Genomic DNA, 16188 nt, shown 5'->3' with positions numbered 1-16188 from the left:
CTGGACGTGAAGCTGGACAGCAATGCACGCGGCAGCACGCTGATCTACGCCGACCAGGCCGCGCCCTTTGCCTATACCTGCCAGGCCGACGACCTCCGCGTCAACCTCGGCACGCGGCGCACGCACGGACAGGTGCATGCCGATGGCGATACCTTCCACGTCTTCTACGCCGGGCGGCATGTGAGTCTGGCGTGGCTCGATCCGCTCGCGCATGCCGGCGAGGCCGAAGGCGAGGGCGGCAAGCTGACCGCGCCGATGCCGGGCAAGGTCATCGCCGTGATGGTCGAGGCCGGCAGCACGGTCACGCGCGGCGCGCCGCTGCTGGTGATGGAGGCGATGAAGATGGAGCACACCATCAGCGCGCCGGCCGACGGGGTGGTCAGCGAGGTGCTGTACGGGGTCGGCGAGCAGGTCGCCGAAGGCGCGCAACTGCTGGCGTTCGAGAGCAAGTGACGTTGGCAACCGCAGGCGTCGCTGCCGGGCCGCAAGTCGGGTGCGATCACCGTTGCATCCGCCAGCCGGGGGCCGGTTCCTCTGCCAGAATACGCTTTTACCCCACCAGAATTCTGCTGGAGACAAGATGAAGTTGCAGTTGTACGTGCCCGATGGCCGCTACGACCCGTGGATCGCGGGCTTTGCCGAAGCGCTGCCGGAAGCGCAATGCGTCACGTGGGAGGACAGCCGTGGCGAGCCGGCCGACTACGCCGTGGTCTGGCGCCCGCCCGTCGACATGCTGCGCGGCCGCACCGACCTGAAGGCGGTGTTCAACCTCGGTGCCGGTGTCGACGGCATCCTGCGCCTGCGCGACGAGGATCCGCAGGCACTGCCGGCCGGCGTGCCGATCGTGCGGCTGGACGACGCCGGCATGGCCGCCCAGATGGCCGAATACGTCACCTCCGCCGTGCTGCGCTATTTCCGCAGGCTGGACGATTACGCCGCCCAGGCACAGGCCGGCAAGTGGAAATTCCTCAAGCCGCACCGCCGCGAAGACTTCACCATCGGCGTGATGGGCATCGGCACGCTGGGCACGCATATCGCGCGCACGCTGGCCGGCTTCGGCTTCCCGGTGCGGGGCTGGAGCCGCACCGCGCGCGCCGTCGAGGGCGTGGTGGGATTCCACGGCGATGCCGGCCGCGCGCCGTTCCTGGACGGCCTGCGCGTGCTGGTCAATGTGCTGCCGCTGACGCCGCAGACCGAGAGCATCCTGAACGGCGAACTGTTCGGCAAGCTGGCGCAGGGCGCCTACGTGATCAATGTCGCGCGCGGCCAGCACCTGGTCGAAGCCGACCTGCTCGCGGCGGTGCAGGCCGGCCAGGTCGCGGGCGCCACGCTGGACGTGTTCCGCACCGAGCCGCTGCCCGCCGAGCACCCGTTCTGGCAGGAGCCGCGCATCACCATTACGCCGCATATCTCGGCGCTGACGCTGCGCGAGGACAGCATCGCGCAGATCGCCGGCAAGATCCGCGCGCTGCGCGCCGGCCAGCCGATCGCGGGCGTGGTCGACCTGCAACGCGGCTACTGACCGGCTACGCCAGCCCGCCATACGAGCCAACCATACCCCACCGAATAAAGGACAGGAGACAGCCATGACCATGCCGAACTACGTGAAGATCGTTGAAGTGGGTCCGCGCGACGGCCTGCAGAACGAGAAGGCGATGGTGCCGACCGACGTGAAGGTCGCGCTGATCAACCAGCTCACCGACGCCGGCTTCGTCAATATCGAGGCCGCCTCGTTCGTGTCGCCCAAATGGGTGCCGCAGATGGCCGACGGCGCCGACGTGATGGCGCGCATCCAGCGCCGTGCGGGCACGCTGTATTCGGCGCTGACGCCGAACATGAAGGGCTTCGAGGGCGCGATCGCGGCCGGGGCCGACGAGGTGGTGATCTTCGGCGCGGCCAGCGAGGCGTTTTCGCAGAAGAACATCAACTGCTCGATCGCCGAGTCGATCGCGCGCTTCGCGCCGGTGGCGGCCGCGGCCAAGGAGCAGGGCGTGCGCCTGCGCGGCAGCATCTCGTGCGCGCTCGGCTGCCCGTACCAGGGCGAGGTGCCGGTCAGCTCGGTGGTCGACGTGGTGCGCCGCATGCGCGAGCTGGGCTGCGACGAGATCGACATCGCCGACACCATCGGCGTGGGCACGCCGGTGCGCGTGCAGGAAGTGATGCGCGCCGCGGCGGCGGAGTTTGCGCTGGACCGGCTCTCCGGCCATTTCCACGATACCTACGGCCAGGCCCTGTCCAACATCCTGGCCAGCCTGGAAGTGGGCATTGCGATCTTCCATGCCTCGGTCGCGGGCCTGGGCGGCTGCCCCTATGCCAAGGGCGCCACCGGCAATGTCGCCACCGAAGACGTGCTCTACATGCTGCACGGCATGGGCATCCACACCGGCATCGACCTGGAAGCGGTGGTGCGCGCCGGCGACTACATCTCGCAGGCGATCGGCCGCGCCAACAGTTCGCGCGTGGGCCGCGCCCTGCTGACCAAATGGGCCGCCGCCAGCGATGCGGCACCGGCCTGCGTGTAAGCGCCCGCCGCAAACAGGAGACTGCATGACGATGCCTGACGAAGCGCTGCCCGAGTCCGCGCAGCGCGTGGCCGACCTGCTGGCGGGGCTGGGCCACGACCGGCCCGTGGTGATGCTGCCCGCCACCGGCAAGACCTCGGCCGAGGCTGCGGCGGGGCTGGGCTGCAGCGTGGCGGAAATCGCCAAGTCCATCATTTTCCGCCGCGTCGCCGACGACGCGCCGGTGCTGGTGATCGCCAGCGGCAGCAACCGCGTCGACGAGGCCAAGGTGGCCGCGCGCGTGGGCGCGCTGGGCAAGGCCGACGCGCGCTTCGTGCGCGAGAAGACCGGCTATGCCATCGGCGGGGTCTGCCCGATCGGCCATGCGGTGGCGCCGGTGATGCTGCTGGACCAGGACCTGTTCCGCTATGACAGCCTGTGGGCCGCGGCCGGCCATCCGCATGCGGTGTTCAACCTGACGCCGCACCAGCTGCAGCAGATGACCGGGGCCGAAGTGGCCGATGTCGCGATCCCCGCCGCGGGCACCCCCGGAGCCGCCGCATGAGCCCGGACCTGCGCCCCGGACTGGCATTCAGCTGGCAATACACGGTGCCGCCCAAGGCCACGGTGCCGCGCCTGTATGACGATATCCCGGGCTGCCCCGAGATGCCCGACGTGCTGGCCACCGGCTACCTGGTCGGCATCATGGAATGCGCCTGCCTGCAGATGCTGCGCGAGCACCTGGACTGGCCGCGCGAGCAGTCGCTCGGCACGCTGGTCAGCTTCTCGCACCTCGCGCCGACGCCGCCGGGCATGACGGTGACGGTCAGGGGCGAGCTGGTCGAGGTCGACGGGCGCCGCCTGCGCTTCCAGCTGAGCGCGTGGGACGGCGAGGACAAGATCTCGGAGGGCGTGCACGAGCGCCACCTGATCGACGCCGGCCGCTTCAACCAGAAAGTCGCGGCCAAGGCCGCGCGCGCGGCCGGCTGAGCGCTGTCCGGTGGCCACCATGCCCGCGCCCGTCCCCTCCGCGGCTGAACTGGCGGTGCAAGCCGACCTCGCGCAGCGCGCGTCGCCCGTGCCTTCGCCATGCCGCAACATCTGCCACATGGACCCGTTCAGCGGCTACTGCGCGGGTTGCCTGCGCACGATCGACGAAATCGCCGGCTGGTCCTCGGCCAGCGACGAAGACAAGCGCCACGTGTGGGCGCAACTGCCGCAGCGCGCAGCATGGCTGGCGGGCGAGGAGGCATCCCCTTGAGTCCAAGCCCGGTCCCGCAGTTGCCGTCATCCATGCGTGTGTTCGAGCGCGGCTGGCTTTCGGCCAACAACATCCTGTTCGCCGACGGCGACGATACCGCGCTGGTCGACACCGGCTACGTCACCCACGCGCCGCAGACGGTGGCGCTGGTGGCGTCCGCGCTGCAGGGCCGGCCGCTGGCGCGCGTGATCAACACCCATCTGCACTCCGACCACTGCGGCGGCAACGCCGCGCTGCAGGCACGCTGGCAGCCGCGCACCGCGATCCCCGCGGCCGAGGCCGATGCCGTGGCCGCGTGGGACACGGATGCGCTCAGCTACAAGGCCACCGGCCAGCAATGCGACCGCTTTGCCTTCGACAGCGTGCTGAACGACGGCGACACGCTGCGCCTGGGCGGCATCGACTGGCAGGTGGTGGCGGCCCCCGGCCATGACCCGCACGCGGTGATGCTGTTCGCCCCGGCCGAGCGCATCCTGATTTCCGGCGACGCGTTGTGGCAGAACGGTTTCGGCGTGATCTTTCCCGAACTGGAGGGCGAGAGCGGCTTCACCGAGCAGGCAGCGGTGCTGGCGCGCATCACGCAGCTCGATGTGCGCGTGGTGATCCCGGGCCACGGCAGCGTGTTCACCGACGTCGCGGCGGCGGTCGAACGCGCCCAGGGACGCCTGGCGTACCTGAGCGCCGACCCGGCGCGCAATGCCGCCCATGCGGTCAAGGTGCTGGTGAAATTCAAGCTGCTGGAGGCGCAGCGGATGACGCTGGCCGCGTTGGCCGCGTGGATGGAAGCGGCGCCGTTGATGGCCCACATGCGCGAGCGCTTTATGCCGGAGCAGCAGATGGCGGAGATCTGCGCGCAGACGGTGGGAGCGCTGGCACGCGTCGGGGCGGCGCAGATCGAAGGGGAATGGGTGGTGAACCGCGACTGAGGTCGTCACCACCCTGCCGGTTTGCTCCCTCTCCCGCAAGCGGGAGAGGGAGCACACAATTGGCGCTTGCGGGCTAGCCTCAGAACGACGTCCTGAACCCCACCTTCACGCTCCTGCCCGCCATCGGCGCGATATCCCGCAGGATCGATGCCGCGTTGCGCGCGTCCTGGTTGGTCAGGTTGTCGCCGCGCAGGTACACCAGGGTCTGCGTTCCCGCCACCTTGAACTTGTAGGTCAGCGCCAGGCTCAGCAGCGTATAGGCATCGGTCGGCGTGTCGTTGTTCGGCACGCGCGTCTGTTTGGCGGCATACGTGACATCCACGCGCGCGCCCCACGGCCCGGCCCCGTACACCAGCGCGCCGCCCAGGCGCAGCGGCGCCAGCCGCGGCAGCGGCTCGCCGGTGTCACGGTTTTCCCCGCGCACGTAGTCGGCGCGCGCCTCGAAGTCCAGCGTGTCGCTGCTGGTCAGCATCTTCTGCAGCAGGCGCGTCTTGCCTTCGGCCTCGAAGCCGTACAGCGTCGCCGGCACGCCCAGGTACTGGAACTCGGGCAGCGCGTCCGGGCTGCCGACCGCGACCACATCGCCAGCTTCGTCGCGCGCGCGGCCGGTGGCACTGAGCGCAAGGTAGTTGGCGAAGCGGCTGTAGTAGCCCGACACGCTGGCGCTGTGCGCGCCTGACTTGAAGCGCACGCCCAGGTCGATCGAGGTGGCACGCTCCTTGTTGGCGTTGGGATCGCCGACTTCCCAGGCACCGGTGGCGACGTGGGGGCCGTTGGCGTACAGCTCGTAGAAGGTGGGCGCGCGTTCCGTGTAGGACACGTTGCTGGTCAGCGACCACGCCGGGTTCATCTTGTACAGCAGGCCGGCCGAGGCGCTGGTGGCGTTGAAGCTGCGGCTGGCGTCGGCGAAGCGGTCGTTGCCGTTGGCGCTGGCCTTGACGCTGCTGTGGTCGAGCCGGCCGCCGAAGTTCAGCTTCAGGTCGCCGCCGGCGGTCAGCGGCAGCTCTTCGAACAGGAACAGCGCGGCATTGTCGGTGTTGGTGCTGGGCACGAAGGCCTCTTCGCCCAGCGCCGAGAAGTTGGTATGCCCGAACTGCGTGCCGATCACGCCGGTCAGGTTGCCGATCTTCGCGTGCTTGGCCTCGAAGCGCGCATCCCAGCCGCGGTTCTTGAAGATGGTGCCGGTCTCGCCGTCCTCGATTTCGCGATGCTCGTAGTCGGTGAAGCTGACCTTGCCCTTGACCGACTCGAACCAGCCGCCGGTGTTGCCCGCCAGGTTGCGCGCCTCGCCTTCCAGCGCGAAGCGGTCCTGCTTCATCTTCAGCCGCACCGCGTCCTCGGCGGGCGTGCCGTAGTCGTTGCGGTAGGCGCTGTAGTTGGCGCCGAGGAAGCCATCGGCCCAGGTGTAGGAGCCGCCCAGCGAGCCGCCCTGCTGGTCGGCGCTGGTATTGGGCAGGCGCCCGTAGGGTTCGGCCTCGCCTTCGGGCAGCGGCTCGGCGTTGCGCAGGCGGTCGCTGCGCGCGTAGCCGGGGATGCGCAGGTCGCTGGTCTTGCGCGCGAAGGCATCGGCGTGGACGGCAAACTTGCCGTTGCCGGCCTCGATCAGCGCGCTGGCGTTGCGCGCCTGGTCGCCGCCCGCGGTGGCGCTGGCATCGACCGCGCCGCCGACGCCTTCGATCGGCTCCTTGGGGATGCGGTTGTCGATCACGTTGACCACGCCGCCGATGGCATTGCCGCCGTACATCAGCGCTGCCGGGCCGCGCACGACTTCGATGCGCTCGGCCACCAGCGGGTCCACCGGCACGGCGTGGTCATAGGACAGCGTCGAGGCGTCGACCGTGGTGCCGCCGTTCTGCAGCACCTTGATGCGGTCGCCGTCGAGGCCGCGAATCACCGGCCGGCTGGCGTTGGGGCCGAAGTATGTGGACGACACCCCGGGCAGCTTGTCCAGGGTCTCGCCCAGCGTGCTGGCCTGGCGCACCGTCAGCGCGTCGCCGCCCAGCGTCGAGACCGGCGCCACCATCTCGTTCAGGTCGCTGCCCAGCGGGTTGGCGGTGACCACGACTTCGCGCAGCGTGGCGCCGGCCGGGGTGGCGGGAGCGGCGGCGGGGGCGGCTGCGGCTGCCGGCGCCGTGGCGGTCTGCGCCAGTGCGGCGGGCGCCACCAGGGCGGTGGCCAGCGTGGCGGTCAGGGAGGCGGCAAGTGCTGCCAGCGGAGTCAGGCGCGGGGTGGCAGGCTGGGTGTGACGGCGGGCGGTGTAACGGTTCTTCGACATGGCGCGCGGAGCAATGCAGTGGCAATCGGCCCGGCTGGCACGGCGGTGTCCGGCCAGGCGCGGCACGCCCGGGATGGGCATGGCGGCGCGGCCGGCAGGGCGCGTGTTCAGCTCGGAATGCGTAAGACGGCGGGTGCGCGGCGCTGGCCGCGTTCCCGGATCAGGCGAGGGCGATGGCCGGCGCCGGCGGGGCGCGCGATTGGAAGGGCTGAGCAGAGGGCAGGTCGGGCCAGCGCCAGGCCAGGCTGGCGGGCTTGACCGGCTTGCCGAAGGCAAGCTGCAGCGGCGGCAGCTTGCCGCAATGCGTGTCGGCGACGGTGGCGCCATCGAACAGCACGCACGAGTGTCCGCTGAAGGCCAGCGACAGCGGGTGCGGGTCATTGTCGGACGTGGCGGCGGTGGCCGCCGCCGGGGCCCCGGCCGGCGCCGGCAGGCCGCCGTGGACGATGCGGTGAGTCAGCCCGGCATGCTGCGCCAGCAACAGGCACAGCGCCAGCCACAGCGCGGACCAGAGGCCCGGGCCGTGCACGCGCAGGCGGGCGAACCAGTCAGTGCGCATGGGGATGGCCGCCCTGGTGGCCGTGGCCGTGATCGTGGCCGGGATCGCCGCAGCCGCAGTCGTCGCCATGGTCGTGGCCATGGGCGTGATCGTGGTCGTCGTCGAAATCGTCGACCCAGGTCGGGAACGGGTCCGGGCAGGCGGCCCAGGCTTCCACGCCGGCGGCCATCTCGGCATCGCTCAGCAGGCAGGCGTCGAGACGGGCCTGCAGCGCGGCATGGTCCAGGTCCAGGCCGATCAGCACCAGTTCCTGGCGGCGGTCGCCGAACGGCGCCGGGGCGCCGGCGTCGTGCATGTCGGCTTCGACTTCCGCGCGTTCGGCGGCGTCGGCCGGCCATTGCGCCGGGTCCAGCACCGCCCACCAGGCGCCGGCGCCGCCATGGCGGCAGACGCCGCCGGACTGGTTCCAGTCGCCCGCGGTCTCCATCCGGCTCGCCAGCCAGAACAGGCCTTTGGAGCGCAGCACGCTGCCATGCTCGCGCAGCCATTCGGTATGAATCAGGTCGGCGAAGCGTTGCGCATCGAACGGACGGCGGCGGCGGTAAACCAGCGTGGACACACCGCTGGCGGCGTCCGCCGCGGGCGCCTCGCCACGCAACGCGGCGATCCAGCCGGCGCCATTGGCGGCGGCTTCGAAATCAAAGCGGCCGGTGCCCTGCACGCGCCCGGGCGGCACCTCGCCGAAGCGGGCTTCGACGATGTCGGCGCGCGGGTTCAGCGCGTGCAGCGCCGCGCGCAGCCGCGCCAGCTCGGCGGCGCCGACGAGGTCGGCCTTGTTCAGCACGATCACGTCGCAGCCTTCGATCTGCGCGACCAGCACTTCGGCCACGGTGCGGTCGTCGTCCTGGCCCTGCGCCAGGCCACGGTCGGCCAGGAACTCGGCGTCGTTGAGGTCGCGCAGCACGGTGGCGGCATCGACCACGGTCACCAGCGTGTCGGGCTGCACGGCCGCGACCGGCCCCGCGCCATGCTCGGCCTCGAACAGGAAGCCTTCGGCAATCGCCAGCGGCTCGTCCAGGCCGTCGGCTTCCACCAGCAGCGCGTCGAAACGGCCGGTGGCGGCCAGCCTTGCGGCTTCGGCGAGCAGCGGCTCGCCCGAGGGCAGCAGCGCGGCCTCGCAACCGGGCGGCAAGGGCGCCAGCGCTTGCCCGTTTTGCGCGCCGCAGACCAGCACGCCGACACGCCCGCGCGCGCCATGCGCGAGCAGGTGGTTCAGCAGCGTGGTCTTGCCGGCGCCGGGAAAACCGGACAGCACGGTGACGGGCAGGCGATCAGCCATGGCAGCAGCAGGGAATGTGGAGGGGGCAACGCAGCGCGCAAAGGACAAGGGCGCGCTGTTGCAACAAGGTTGCGAATTTACCAGAAAGGCCGCGGCGGCAACAGCCGGATGATTCTCAATGGTAGGCCGTGGCGATGGCGCGACAAGGGCTGGAGTGGGGCCCAAAAACAAACGGCCCGGGTACCCGGGCCGTCATGTTGCGCAGGCTGCGCCGGCTGGCCGGCGCGCCGTGCTTCAGTCGCCGAACAGCTTCTGGCGCAGTTCGCGGCGTTGCTGCGCTTCCAGCGACAGCGTCGCGGTGGGCCTTGCCAGCAGGCGCGGCACGCCGATCGGCTCGCCGGTTTCCTCGCACCAGCCGTAGTCGCCGGACTCGATGCGCTGCAGCGACTGTTCCACCTTCTTCAGCAGCTTGCGCTCGCGGTCGCGCGTGCGCAGTTCCAGCGCGTGTTCTTCCTCGATGGTGGCGCGGTCGGCCGGATCCGGCACGATCACGGTTTCGCGCAGGTGTTCCGTGGTCTGGTCAGCGTTCTTCAGGATTTCGTCGCGCAGCTGTTCAAGGCGGTGCTTGAAGAAAGCGAGCTGCGCTTCGTTCATGTAATCCTTGTCGCTCATCTTCAGGATTTCAGCTTCAGTCAGAAGTTTGTTGCTGCTCATGGTTGCTGCTGATTCTCTTGTTGATGCGGCCGGCGGCGTCTCAGTCCGCGCGGGTGCGCTGTCCGCGCGCTTGCGCGCCACGGTTGTTTCACTCTGGCTGGCTGCAGTCTTGCTGCTTCGCGGGCCTCCCTTCCTTGCGCCCGCTTCGGCGTTCGCCGTACTGCCGCGGGGAGCGGGCGCGGCCTTCACAGGCTGCGCCTTGAGCGTCTCTGCCGCTGCACTACCAGTCTTGCTGCGGCTTTCTTTGGTCTTCGTTGCGGCTGTCATGGGGACACCTCTCTCTCGCGTCAGTCAGTGACGGCGCGCGTCGGGGTACCCCAAGCGGAACAGGCGGTCTCCGCACGAAGCACTGCGACCGCACCTGCTGGCGGCCTGCCTCATGCTGACGACAACCGCCGCCCTGCAAGTCCACCGGCGAGCGGTGGACCGGACACCGGCGGCGGGAAAAAGGTGCGCCACCGGTATCAAATCCGGCCTATTGTACTTGAACAAATTTTTCGGAGATATGGGGAAAACCGGCTGGCGCTTCGGTATTTCCCCGGTACCCCGAACGGGGGGCAGCCGCGCGGCGGTGTCGGAAGGGATGCCGCCCATGGGACGGCAGGCGCACTCAGGCCAGGCAGTTCTCCAGGCCCTTGAGGATGGCGTCGCGGGGCAGGTCCACGCCGATGAACACCATGCGCGTGCCCGGGGTCTCGTCTTCCCACTTGGCACCGATGTCGCTGCCCATCAGCTGGTGAACGCCCTGGAACACCACTTTGCGGTCCACCCCCTCCATATATAGTACGCCCTTGTAGCGCAACAGTTTTTCCCCGTAGACCGCCAGGATCCCGGACAGGAATTCTTCCAGCTTGCCGTAGTGGAACGGCTTGTCGCTGCGGAAGACGAACGACGCGATGCGGTCGGTGTGGTGGTGGTGGTGATGGTGGTCGTGCGCATGGCCATGTCCATGGCCGTGATCGTGGTCGTGGCCGCAGTCGGCGCCGCAATGGTCGCCGTGTTCATGGTCGTGGTCGTGCGCGTGGTCGTGTTCCTCGGCGCGCAGGAATTCCGGGTCGATCTCGAGCTTGGCGTTCAGGTTGAAGCCGCGCAGGTCGAAGATGGTGTCGATCGGGGCCTCGCCGAAATTGACCAGGCGGATCGGCGCGCGCGGGTTCATGTGCAGCAGGCGGTGACGCAGCTCGGCCACGTCGGCTTCGCTTACCAGGTCGGATTTGGTGATGAAGATGGCGTCGGCAAAGCCGACCTGGCGCTGCGCCTCTTCCTGCTGGTCCAGCTGCAGGTGGGCGTGCTTGGCGTCGACCAGCGTGATCACCGCGTCGAGCAGGTAGCGCGAGGCGATTTCCTCGTCCATGAAGAAGGTCTGCGCCACCGGGCCGGGGTTGGCCACGCCGGTGGTTTCGATCACCACGCGGTCGAAGTCGATCTCGCCGGCGTCGCGGCGCGTCAGCAGCGTCGACAGCGCCTGCACCAGGTCGCCGCGGATGGTGCAGCAGATGCAGCCGTTGCTCATCTGCACGATCTGCTCGCGGCCATCCTGCACCAGGATCTCGTTGTCGATGTTCTCTTCGCCGAACTCGTTCTCGATCACGGCGATCTTCATGCCGTGCTGCTCGTTCAGGATGCGCTTGAGCAGGGTGGTCTTGCCGCTGCCGAGAAAGCCGGTCAGGATCGTGACCGGGATCAGTTTGGACATTGTTGGTTCTCCGGGAAATGAGTGCCGGTCAGTGGGCGGCGCGCGTACGCTTGCCGCATTCGGCGCAGACGCCGTTCACGGTCAGTTCGACATGTTCGATGGCAAAGCCGCTGGGCACGCGCGGCGCGGCCGGCTGCGCCGGGGCGGCGGCATCGTCCAGGCAGAAGGTGCGGTCGCAGCGGGTGCAGTGGAAATGGCTGTGCTGGCGATGCTCCTGCGCGCGCGCGGCCTCGTGCTCGACGAGGCTGAAGCGGAACACGCGGTCGTTGCCGGCGCGCTTCTGCGCCACGCCCTGGTCCACCAGCCAGTCCAGCACACGGTAGACGGTGACGCGGTCGATGGTCTCGCCGGCCTCGGGCAGCCGGTCGATCACGGCCTGGTGCGTCAGCGCCTCGTCGCTGCCGATCAGGCAGGCCAGGATGCACAGCCGCGGCTGGGTCACGCGCGCGCCCAGCCGGCGCAGGCGTTCATGGGCGGCCTCCAGGGCCGCCGGGGTCGGGATTGCCGGTTCCGGCGCCAGGGCCGGCCGGTCCGGACTGGGACGGGTCATGGCCGGATTTAACCATAGCCCTACGGTTGTTGCAATTCAGTTGCGTCAGCCGCGACGGCGGATTGCGCCTATGATCGGCACAGGACCATCTGAGCGGAGACCCCCATGCTGAATGACGCGAGCGCGCTACTGTTCCCGAATTTCGAACCGTTCCGGCAACAGGTCGGCGAGGTCGAGATCGCCGGGGTGCGGGGCGGCTCGGGGCCGCCGCTGCTGCTGTTGCACGGCCACCCGCAAAGCCACCTGATCTGGCACCGGGTGGCGCCCGCGCTGGCCGACCACTTCACCGTGATCGCCACCGACCTGCGCGGCTACGGCAGCAGTGCGGCGCCGCCCGGCAATGCCGGCCACGAGCGCTACAGCAAGCGCACCATGGCGCAGGACCAGGTGGCGCTGATGGCGGCGCTCGGTTTCCATCGCTTTGCGCTGTGCGGCCATGACCGCGGCGCGCGCGTCTCGCACCGGCTGTGCCTGGACCATCCCGAGGCGGTCAGCCGTGCCATGCTGCTCGACATCGCGCCCACGCTGGCCATGTACGAGCGCACCAGCATGGCGTTCGCCGCCGCCTACTGGCACTGGTTCTTCCTGATCCAGCCGGCGCCGTTCCCCGAGACCCTGATCAACGCCGAGCCGGATTTCTACATCCAGAAGCTGATGGGGCTGCGCCACGCCGGCCTGGCCGCGTTCGCCCCCGACGCCATGGCCGCCTACACCGCGGCGATGCGCGACCCGGCCCGCGTGCACGCCATGTGCGAGGACTACCGCGCCGCCGCCACCGTCGACCTCGAGCACGACCGCGCCGAGCGCGAGGCCGGGCGCCGCCTGGCGCTGCCGCTGCGCGTGCTGTGGGGCGAGCACGGCGTGGTGGCACGCTGCTTCGACCCGCTGGCGCTGTGGCAGGAAGTGGCCGCGGACGTAAGCGGGCGCGCGCTGCCCTGCGGCCATTACATCCCCGAGGAAGCCCCTGAGCCGCTGCTGGAGGAAATGCTCGGCTTCTTCCGCTAGCCCGGGCAGGGTGTCGCCAACGCAGCCTTTATGGGCGATTGCTGCCATATCTTCCCCGTTTCCCGCCATATGCCGCGGATTGCAGGCGGGTTAGCCCCTATACCTGCCTATTGTCTGCTGTTGTTAACATCAAGATCCGCCCTTGCCGTTTACGGCGGGCAGCGCTGTTAGCCGGCATGGTCCAAGCGCGGCCAGCGAGACCGCGCGGGTGCGCCCGCAAGCGGGCGCCGGGCCGGCGGCAGCGCATTGCAGACGGGTATCACCGGGAACCAGGAGAAGAGAGCATGAAACGAGTGGCAAAGATGGTCGCGGCCGCTATGGCAGTCAGCGCGATGGGTGTGGCGACGGGCGCGTACGCCCAGGAATATCCGGGCAGCAAGCCGGTGACGGCGGTGGTGCCGTTTGCCGCGGGCGGCCCGACCGACAAGGTCTCGCGCGAACTGACCATGATCATGTCCAAGCACCTGGGCGCGACCATCGTGATCGAGAACCTCGGCGGTGCCGGCGGCACCATCGGCGCCAAGAAGGTGGTCCAGGCCAAGAACGATGGCCACACCGTGCTGATCCACCATATCGGCATGTCCACGGCCCCGGCGCTGTATCGCAACCTCGGCTTCGATCCGCTCAAGGACTTTGAAATGGTCGGCGAGATCGCCGACGTGCCGATGGTGCTGGTGGGCAACAAGTCGCTGCCGCCCAACACCTTCAAGGAGCTGCTGCCGTATATCAAGGCCAACGCCAGCAAGCTGTCGCTGGCCAATGCCGGCATCGGCTCGGCCTCGCACCTGTGCGGCCTGCTGTTCCAGAGCGCGATCCAGACTGAGCTGACCACGGTGCCGTACAAGGGCACGGCGCCGGCACTGACCGACATCCTGGGCGGCCAGGTCAACCTGATGTGCGACCAGACCACCAATATCGCCGGCCAGCTCAAGGCGGGCGCGCTCAAGCCGTACGCGGCCATGCAGTCGCGCCGCGTGGAAGCCTTCAAGGACATCCCGACCGCCGCCGAGCAGGGCCTGCCGGGCGTCGAAGTGAAGATCTGGCACGCCATGTACGCACCCAAGGGCACGCCCAAGCCGGTGATCGACAAGCTGTCGGCGGCGCTGCAGAAGTCGGTGGCCGACCCGGCCTTCCGCGCCAAGATGGCCGAGCTGGGCGCCGAGGCCGTGCCGGCGCAGCGCGCCACGCCGGATTCGCTGCGCACCTTCCTGGGTGCCGAGATCAACAAGTGGACCCCGGTGATCAAGAAGGCCGGCGTGTACGCGGACTGATCTAGCGGACCGCTCTGAAGGAGTGATTGATGCGGCGCGCCGGCCTGCTGGCCGGTGCGTCCCGCCCGAGGGCCATGCGTTGCGCATGGCCCTTTTTGTTTCCGGATCGCCGCGACCAGCGAGGGCGGGCATCCTATATTGGTCAGACTGCCGCCGCCGGCGAGGTGCGCGACAGGCCTTGAAACCGTGCGGGGGCGTCGCCAACTACGGTCCTGACATATTCACGGAAGCCACCATGGAACAGTATCACGGCACTACCATCGTCAGCGTCCGCCGCGGCAATCAGGTCGCGCTGGGCGGTGATGGTCAGGTCACGCTCGGCAATATCGTGATGAAGGGCACCGCGCGCAAGGTGCGCCGCATCTACAACGGCAAGGTGCTGGTCGGGTTTGCCGGCAGCACCGCCGACGCCTTCTCGCTGCTGGACCGCTTCGAAGCCAAGCTCGAGAAATACCAGGGCAACCTGACCCGCGCCGCGGTCGACCTCGCCAAGGACTGGCGCTCGGATCGCGCGCTGCGCCGGCTGGAGGCCATGCTGATCACCGCCGACCGCGACACCACGCTGGTCATCACCGGCAATGGCGACGTGCTGGATCCCGAAGGCGGCATCGCCGCGATCGGCTCGGGCGGCGCGTATGCGCAGTCGGCGGCCAAGGCGCTGATGGAGAACACCGAGATGGCGCCGAAGGACGTGGTCGAGAAGGCGCTGACCATCGCCGGCGAGCTCTGCATCTACACCAACACCAATTTCGTCATCGAGACGCTGGAATAAGCCGCCGGCACCCGCGGGGGCCGGCGTACGCGCCCCCGCACCGCGCCCCAACTGAACGGATACCATGTCGCACACCATGACCCCGTCGGAAATCGTTTCCGAACTCGACAAGCACATCATCGGCCAGAACAAGGCCAAGAAGGCCGTGGCGGTGGCGCTGCGCAACCGCTGGCGCCGCCAGCAGGTAGCCGAGCCGCTGCGCCAGGAAATCACCCCCAAGAACATCCTGATGATCGGTCCGACCGGCGTCGGCAAGACCGAGATCGCACGGCGCCTGGCCAAGCTGGCCGACGCGCCCTTTATCAAGATCGAGGCGACCAAGTTCACCGAGGTGGGCTATGTCGGCCGCGACGTCGACACCATCGTGCGCGACCTCGCCGAGATGGCGATCAAGCAGACGCGCGAATCCGAGATGAAGAAGGTGCGCACCAAGGCCGAGGACGCCGCCGAAGACCGGCTGCTCGACGTGCTGCTGCCGCCGCCGCGCGATATCGGCTTCTCGCAGCCGGAAGAGAAGGATTCCAACACGCGCCAGGTGTTCCGCAAGAAGCTGCGCGAAGGCCAGCTCGACGACAAGGACATCGAGCTTGAAGTCTCCGCCGGCATGCCCAGCATGGACATCATGGGCCCGCCGGGCATGGAAGACATGACCGAGCAGATCCGCACCATGTTCGCCGGCCTGGGCCAGGGCAAGAAGGCGCGCCGCAAGATGAAGGTCAAGGAAGCCTTCAAGCTGCTGATCGACGAAGAGGCCGCCAAGCTGGTCAACGACGAGGAGCTCAAGCACAAGGCCATCGCCAACGTCGAGCAGAACGGTATCGTGTTCCTGGACGAGATCGACAAGATCGCCAGCCGCAGCGATATCGGCGGCGGCGAGGTGTCGCGCCAGGGCGTGCAGCGCGACCTGCTGCCGCTGGTCGAGGGCACCACGGTGAACACCAAGTACGGCATGATCAAGACCGACCACATCCTGTTCATCGCCTCCGGTGCGTTCCACCTGTCCAAGCCGAGCGACCTGATCCCCGAGCTGCAGGGCCGCTTCCCGATCCGCGTGGAACTGGAATCGCTGTCGGTGCAGGACTTCGAGGCCATCCTGACGCAGACCGATGCCAGCCTGACCAAGCAGTACCAGGCGCTGCTGAACACCGAAGAGGTCAACCTGGTGTTCGCGCCGGACGGCATCCGCCGGCTCGCCGAGATCGCGTTCTCGGTCAACGAGAAGGTCGAGAACATCGGCGCGCGCCGGCTCTATACGGTGATGGAGCGGCTGCTGGAAGACCTGTCGTTCCACGCCAGCAAGTCGTCCGGCGAGACCGTGACCATCGACGCCGCGTACGTGGAAGAACGACTGGGCGACCTCGCCGGCAACGAGGACCTGTCGCGCTACGTGCTGTAAAGCCCGCAGCCGGCCCAAGGAAGGCGCACCGTGGTGCGCCTTT

The 16188-nt window shown here is 68.9% G+C and carries 17 protein-coding genes; 11 read left to right on the top strand and 6 right to left on the bottom strand.

Annotated features, from left to right (window positions below):
* From GA0116996_RS26975 to GA0116996_RS26945, 7 genes are all read left to right on the top strand, one after another.
* A partial coding sequence (locus GA0116996_RS26975; RefSeq protein WP_341845135.1) for an acyl-CoA carboxylase biotin carboxyl carrier protein subunit occupies window positions 1–453 on the top strand: 453 nt, incomplete at its 5' end.
* 127 nt (window positions 454–580) lie between these two features.
* The gene (locus GA0116996_RS26970; protein ID WP_092317896.1) at window positions 581–1522 is read left to right on the top strand and encodes a 2-hydroxyacid dehydrogenase; all 942 of its coding nucleotides are present in this window, start codon (window positions 581–583) and stop codon (window positions 1520–1522) included.
* 64 nt (window positions 1523–1586) lie between these two features.
* On the top strand, window positions 1587–2522 hold the full coding sequence (locus tag GA0116996_RS26965; protein WP_092317893.1) for a hydroxymethylglutaryl-CoA lyase: 936 nt from the start codon (window positions 1587–1589) through the stop codon (window positions 2520–2522).
* 25 nt (window positions 2523–2547) lie between these two features.
* Entirely contained in the window at window positions 2548–3066 is a 519-nt protein-coding gene (locus GA0116996_RS26960; protein WP_092317890.1) for a YbaK/EbsC family protein, read from the top strand.
* On the top strand, window positions 3063–3491 hold the full coding sequence (locus GA0116996_RS26955) for a thioesterase family protein (protein ID WP_092317887.1): 429 nt from the start codon (window positions 3063–3065) through the stop codon (window positions 3489–3491). Before GA0116996_RS26960 ends, GA0116996_RS26955 begins: the two co-directional genes overlap by 4 nt.
* 19 nt (window positions 3492–3510) lie before the next feature.
* The gene (locus GA0116996_RS26950) at window positions 3511–3762 is read left to right on the top strand and encodes a DUF1289 domain-containing protein (RefSeq protein ID WP_092317908.1); all 252 of its coding nucleotides are present in this window, start codon (window positions 3511–3513) and stop codon (window positions 3760–3762) included.
* Window positions 3732–4688, top strand: coding sequence for an MBL fold metallo-hydrolase (locus GA0116996_RS26945; RefSeq protein ID WP_092317884.1), 957 nt, complete (start codon window positions 3732–3734; stop codon window positions 4686–4688). The genes GA0116996_RS26950 and GA0116996_RS26945 overlap by 31 nt, the downstream gene beginning before the upstream one ends.
* A 79-nt stretch (window positions 4689–4767) precedes the next feature.
* Here GA0116996_RS26945 and GA0116996_RS26940 read toward each other — a convergent pair whose 3' ends face one another.
* The 6 genes from GA0116996_RS26940 to GA0116996_RS26915 form a co-directional block, all read right to left on the bottom strand.
* Entirely contained in the window at window positions 4768–6963 is a 2196-nt protein-coding gene (locus GA0116996_RS26940; RefSeq protein ID WP_092317905.1) for a TonB-dependent receptor, read from the bottom strand.
* Window positions 6964–7123: 160 nt separating this feature from the next.
* A complete protein-coding gene (locus tag GA0116996_RS26935) occupies window positions 7124–7522 on the bottom strand; it encodes a hypothetical protein (protein WP_092317881.1) in 399 nt (132 codons plus the stop codon).
* A complete protein-coding gene (locus tag GA0116996_RS26930; protein WP_092317878.1) occupies window positions 7512–8801 on the bottom strand; it encodes a GTP-binding protein in 1290 nt (429 codons plus the stop codon). Before GA0116996_RS26930 ends, GA0116996_RS26935 begins: the two co-directional genes overlap by 11 nt.
* Window positions 8802–9035: 234 nt before the next feature.
* Window positions 9036–9455 carry an RNA polymerase-binding protein DksA gene (gene dksA / locus GA0116996_RS26925; protein ID WP_010813282.1) on the bottom strand — a complete coding sequence of 140 codons (420 nt, stop codon included), beginning with the start codon at window positions 9453–9455 and terminating at the stop codon, window positions 9036–9038.
* 610 nt (window positions 9456–10065) lie between these two features.
* Window positions 10066–11151, bottom strand: coding sequence for a CobW family GTP-binding protein (locus GA0116996_RS26920; RefSeq protein WP_092317875.1), 1086 nt, complete (start codon window positions 11149–11151; stop codon window positions 10066–10068).
* 28 nt (window positions 11152–11179) lie between these two features.
* Window positions 11180–11701: a Fur family transcriptional regulator gene (locus GA0116996_RS26915; RefSeq protein WP_092317872.1), complete on the bottom strand. Its 522-nt coding sequence runs from the start codon at window positions 11699–11701 to the stop codon at window positions 11180–11182.
* A 105-nt stretch (window positions 11702–11806) separates the two neighbouring features.
* Here GA0116996_RS26915 and GA0116996_RS26910 point away from each other — a divergent pair, with 105 nt between their 5' ends.
* From GA0116996_RS26910 to hslU, 4 genes are all read left to right on the top strand, one after another.
* The gene (locus GA0116996_RS26910) at window positions 11807–12706 is read left to right on the top strand and encodes an alpha/beta fold hydrolase (RefSeq protein ID WP_092317869.1); all 900 of its coding nucleotides are present in this window, start codon (window positions 11807–11809) and stop codon (window positions 12704–12706) included.
* 284 nt (window positions 12707–12990) lie between these two features.
* Window positions 12991–13977, top strand: a complete 987-nt coding sequence (locus tag GA0116996_RS26905) for a tripartite tricarboxylate transporter substrate-binding protein (protein WP_092317866.1) — start codon at window positions 12991–12993, stop codon at window positions 13975–13977.
* Window positions 13978–14212: 235 nt separating this feature from the next.
* On the top strand, window positions 14213–14749 hold the full coding sequence (hslV, locus tag GA0116996_RS26900) for an ATP-dependent protease subunit HslV (RefSeq protein ID WP_012351483.1): 537 nt from the start codon (window positions 14213–14215) through the stop codon (window positions 14747–14749).
* Between the two features lie 64 nt (window positions 14750–14813).
* Window positions 14814–16145, top strand: a complete 1332-nt coding sequence (hslU, locus tag GA0116996_RS26895) for an ATP-dependent protease ATPase subunit HslU (RefSeq protein WP_012351484.1) — start codon at window positions 14814–14816, stop codon at window positions 16143–16145.
* Window positions 16146–16188 lie beyond the last annotated feature (43 nt).

It is taken from the genome of Cupriavidus alkaliphilus, from assembly GCF_900094595.1.
Lineage (GTDB): Bacteria > Pseudomonadota > Gammaproteobacteria > Burkholderiales > Burkholderiaceae > Cupriavidus > Cupriavidus alkaliphilus.
This window is presented reverse-complemented; position numbering and strand designations above follow the sequence as displayed.

What these genes read in the sequence shown, in the direction of transcription:
- GA0116996_RS26970 (WP_092317896.1), top strand. Translation starts at nt 581, where the DNA reads ATGAAGTTGCAGTTGTACGTGCCCGATGGCCGCTACGACCCGTGGATC.
- GA0116996_RS26965 (WP_092317893.1), top strand. Translation starts at nt 1,587, where the DNA reads ATGACCATGCCGAACTACGTGAAGATCGTTGAAGTGGGTCCGCGCGAC.
- GA0116996_RS26960 (WP_092317890.1), top strand. Translation starts at nt 2,548, where the DNA reads ATGACGATGCCTGACGAAGCGCTGCCCGAGTCCGCGCAGCGCGTGGCC.
- GA0116996_RS26955 (WP_092317887.1), top strand. Translation starts at nt 3,063, where the DNA reads ATGAGCCCGGACCTGCGCCCCGGACTGGCATTCAGCTGGCAATACACG.
- GA0116996_RS26950 (WP_092317908.1), top strand. Translation starts at nt 3,511, where the DNA reads ATGCCCGCGCCCGTCCCCTCCGCGGCTGAACTGGCGGTGCAAGCCGAC.
- GA0116996_RS26945 (WP_092317884.1), top strand. Translation starts at nt 3,732, where the DNA reads ATGGCTGGCGGGCGAGGAGGCATCCCCTTGAGTCCAAGCCCGGTCCCG.
- GA0116996_RS26940 (WP_092317905.1), bottom strand. Translation starts at nt 6,963, where the DNA reads ATGTCGAAGAACCGTTACACCGCCCGCCGTCACACCCAGCCTGCCACC.
- GA0116996_RS26935 (WP_092317881.1), bottom strand. Translation starts at nt 7,522, where the DNA reads ATGCGCACTGACTGGTTCGCCCGCCTGCGCGTGCACGGCCCGGGCCTC.
- GA0116996_RS26930 (WP_092317878.1), bottom strand. Translation starts at nt 8,801, where the DNA reads ATGGCTGATCGCCTGCCCGTCACCGTGCTGTCCGGTTTTCCCGGCGCC.
- dksA (WP_010813282.1), bottom strand. Translation starts at nt 9,455, where the DNA reads ATGAGCAGCAACAAACTTCTGACTGAAGCTGAAATCCTGAAGATGAGC.
- GA0116996_RS26920 (WP_092317875.1), bottom strand. Translation starts at nt 11,151, where the DNA reads ATGTCCAAACTGATCCCGGTCACGATCCTGACCGGCTTTCTCGGCAGC.
- GA0116996_RS26915 (WP_092317872.1), bottom strand. Translation starts at nt 11,701, where the DNA reads ATGACCCGTCCCAGTCCGGACCGGCCGGCCCTGGCGCCGGAACCGGCA.
- GA0116996_RS26910 (WP_092317869.1), top strand. Translation starts at nt 11,807, where the DNA reads ATGCTGAATGACGCGAGCGCGCTACTGTTCCCGAATTTCGAACCGTTC.
- GA0116996_RS26905 (WP_092317866.1), top strand. Translation starts at nt 12,991, where the DNA reads ATGAAACGAGTGGCAAAGATGGTCGCGGCCGCTATGGCAGTCAGCGCG.
- hslV (WP_012351483.1), top strand. Translation starts at nt 14,213, where the DNA reads ATGGAACAGTATCACGGCACTACCATCGTCAGCGTCCGCCGCGGCAAT.
- hslU (WP_012351484.1), top strand. Translation starts at nt 14,814, where the DNA reads ATGTCGCACACCATGACCCCGTCGGAAATCGTTTCCGAACTCGACAAG.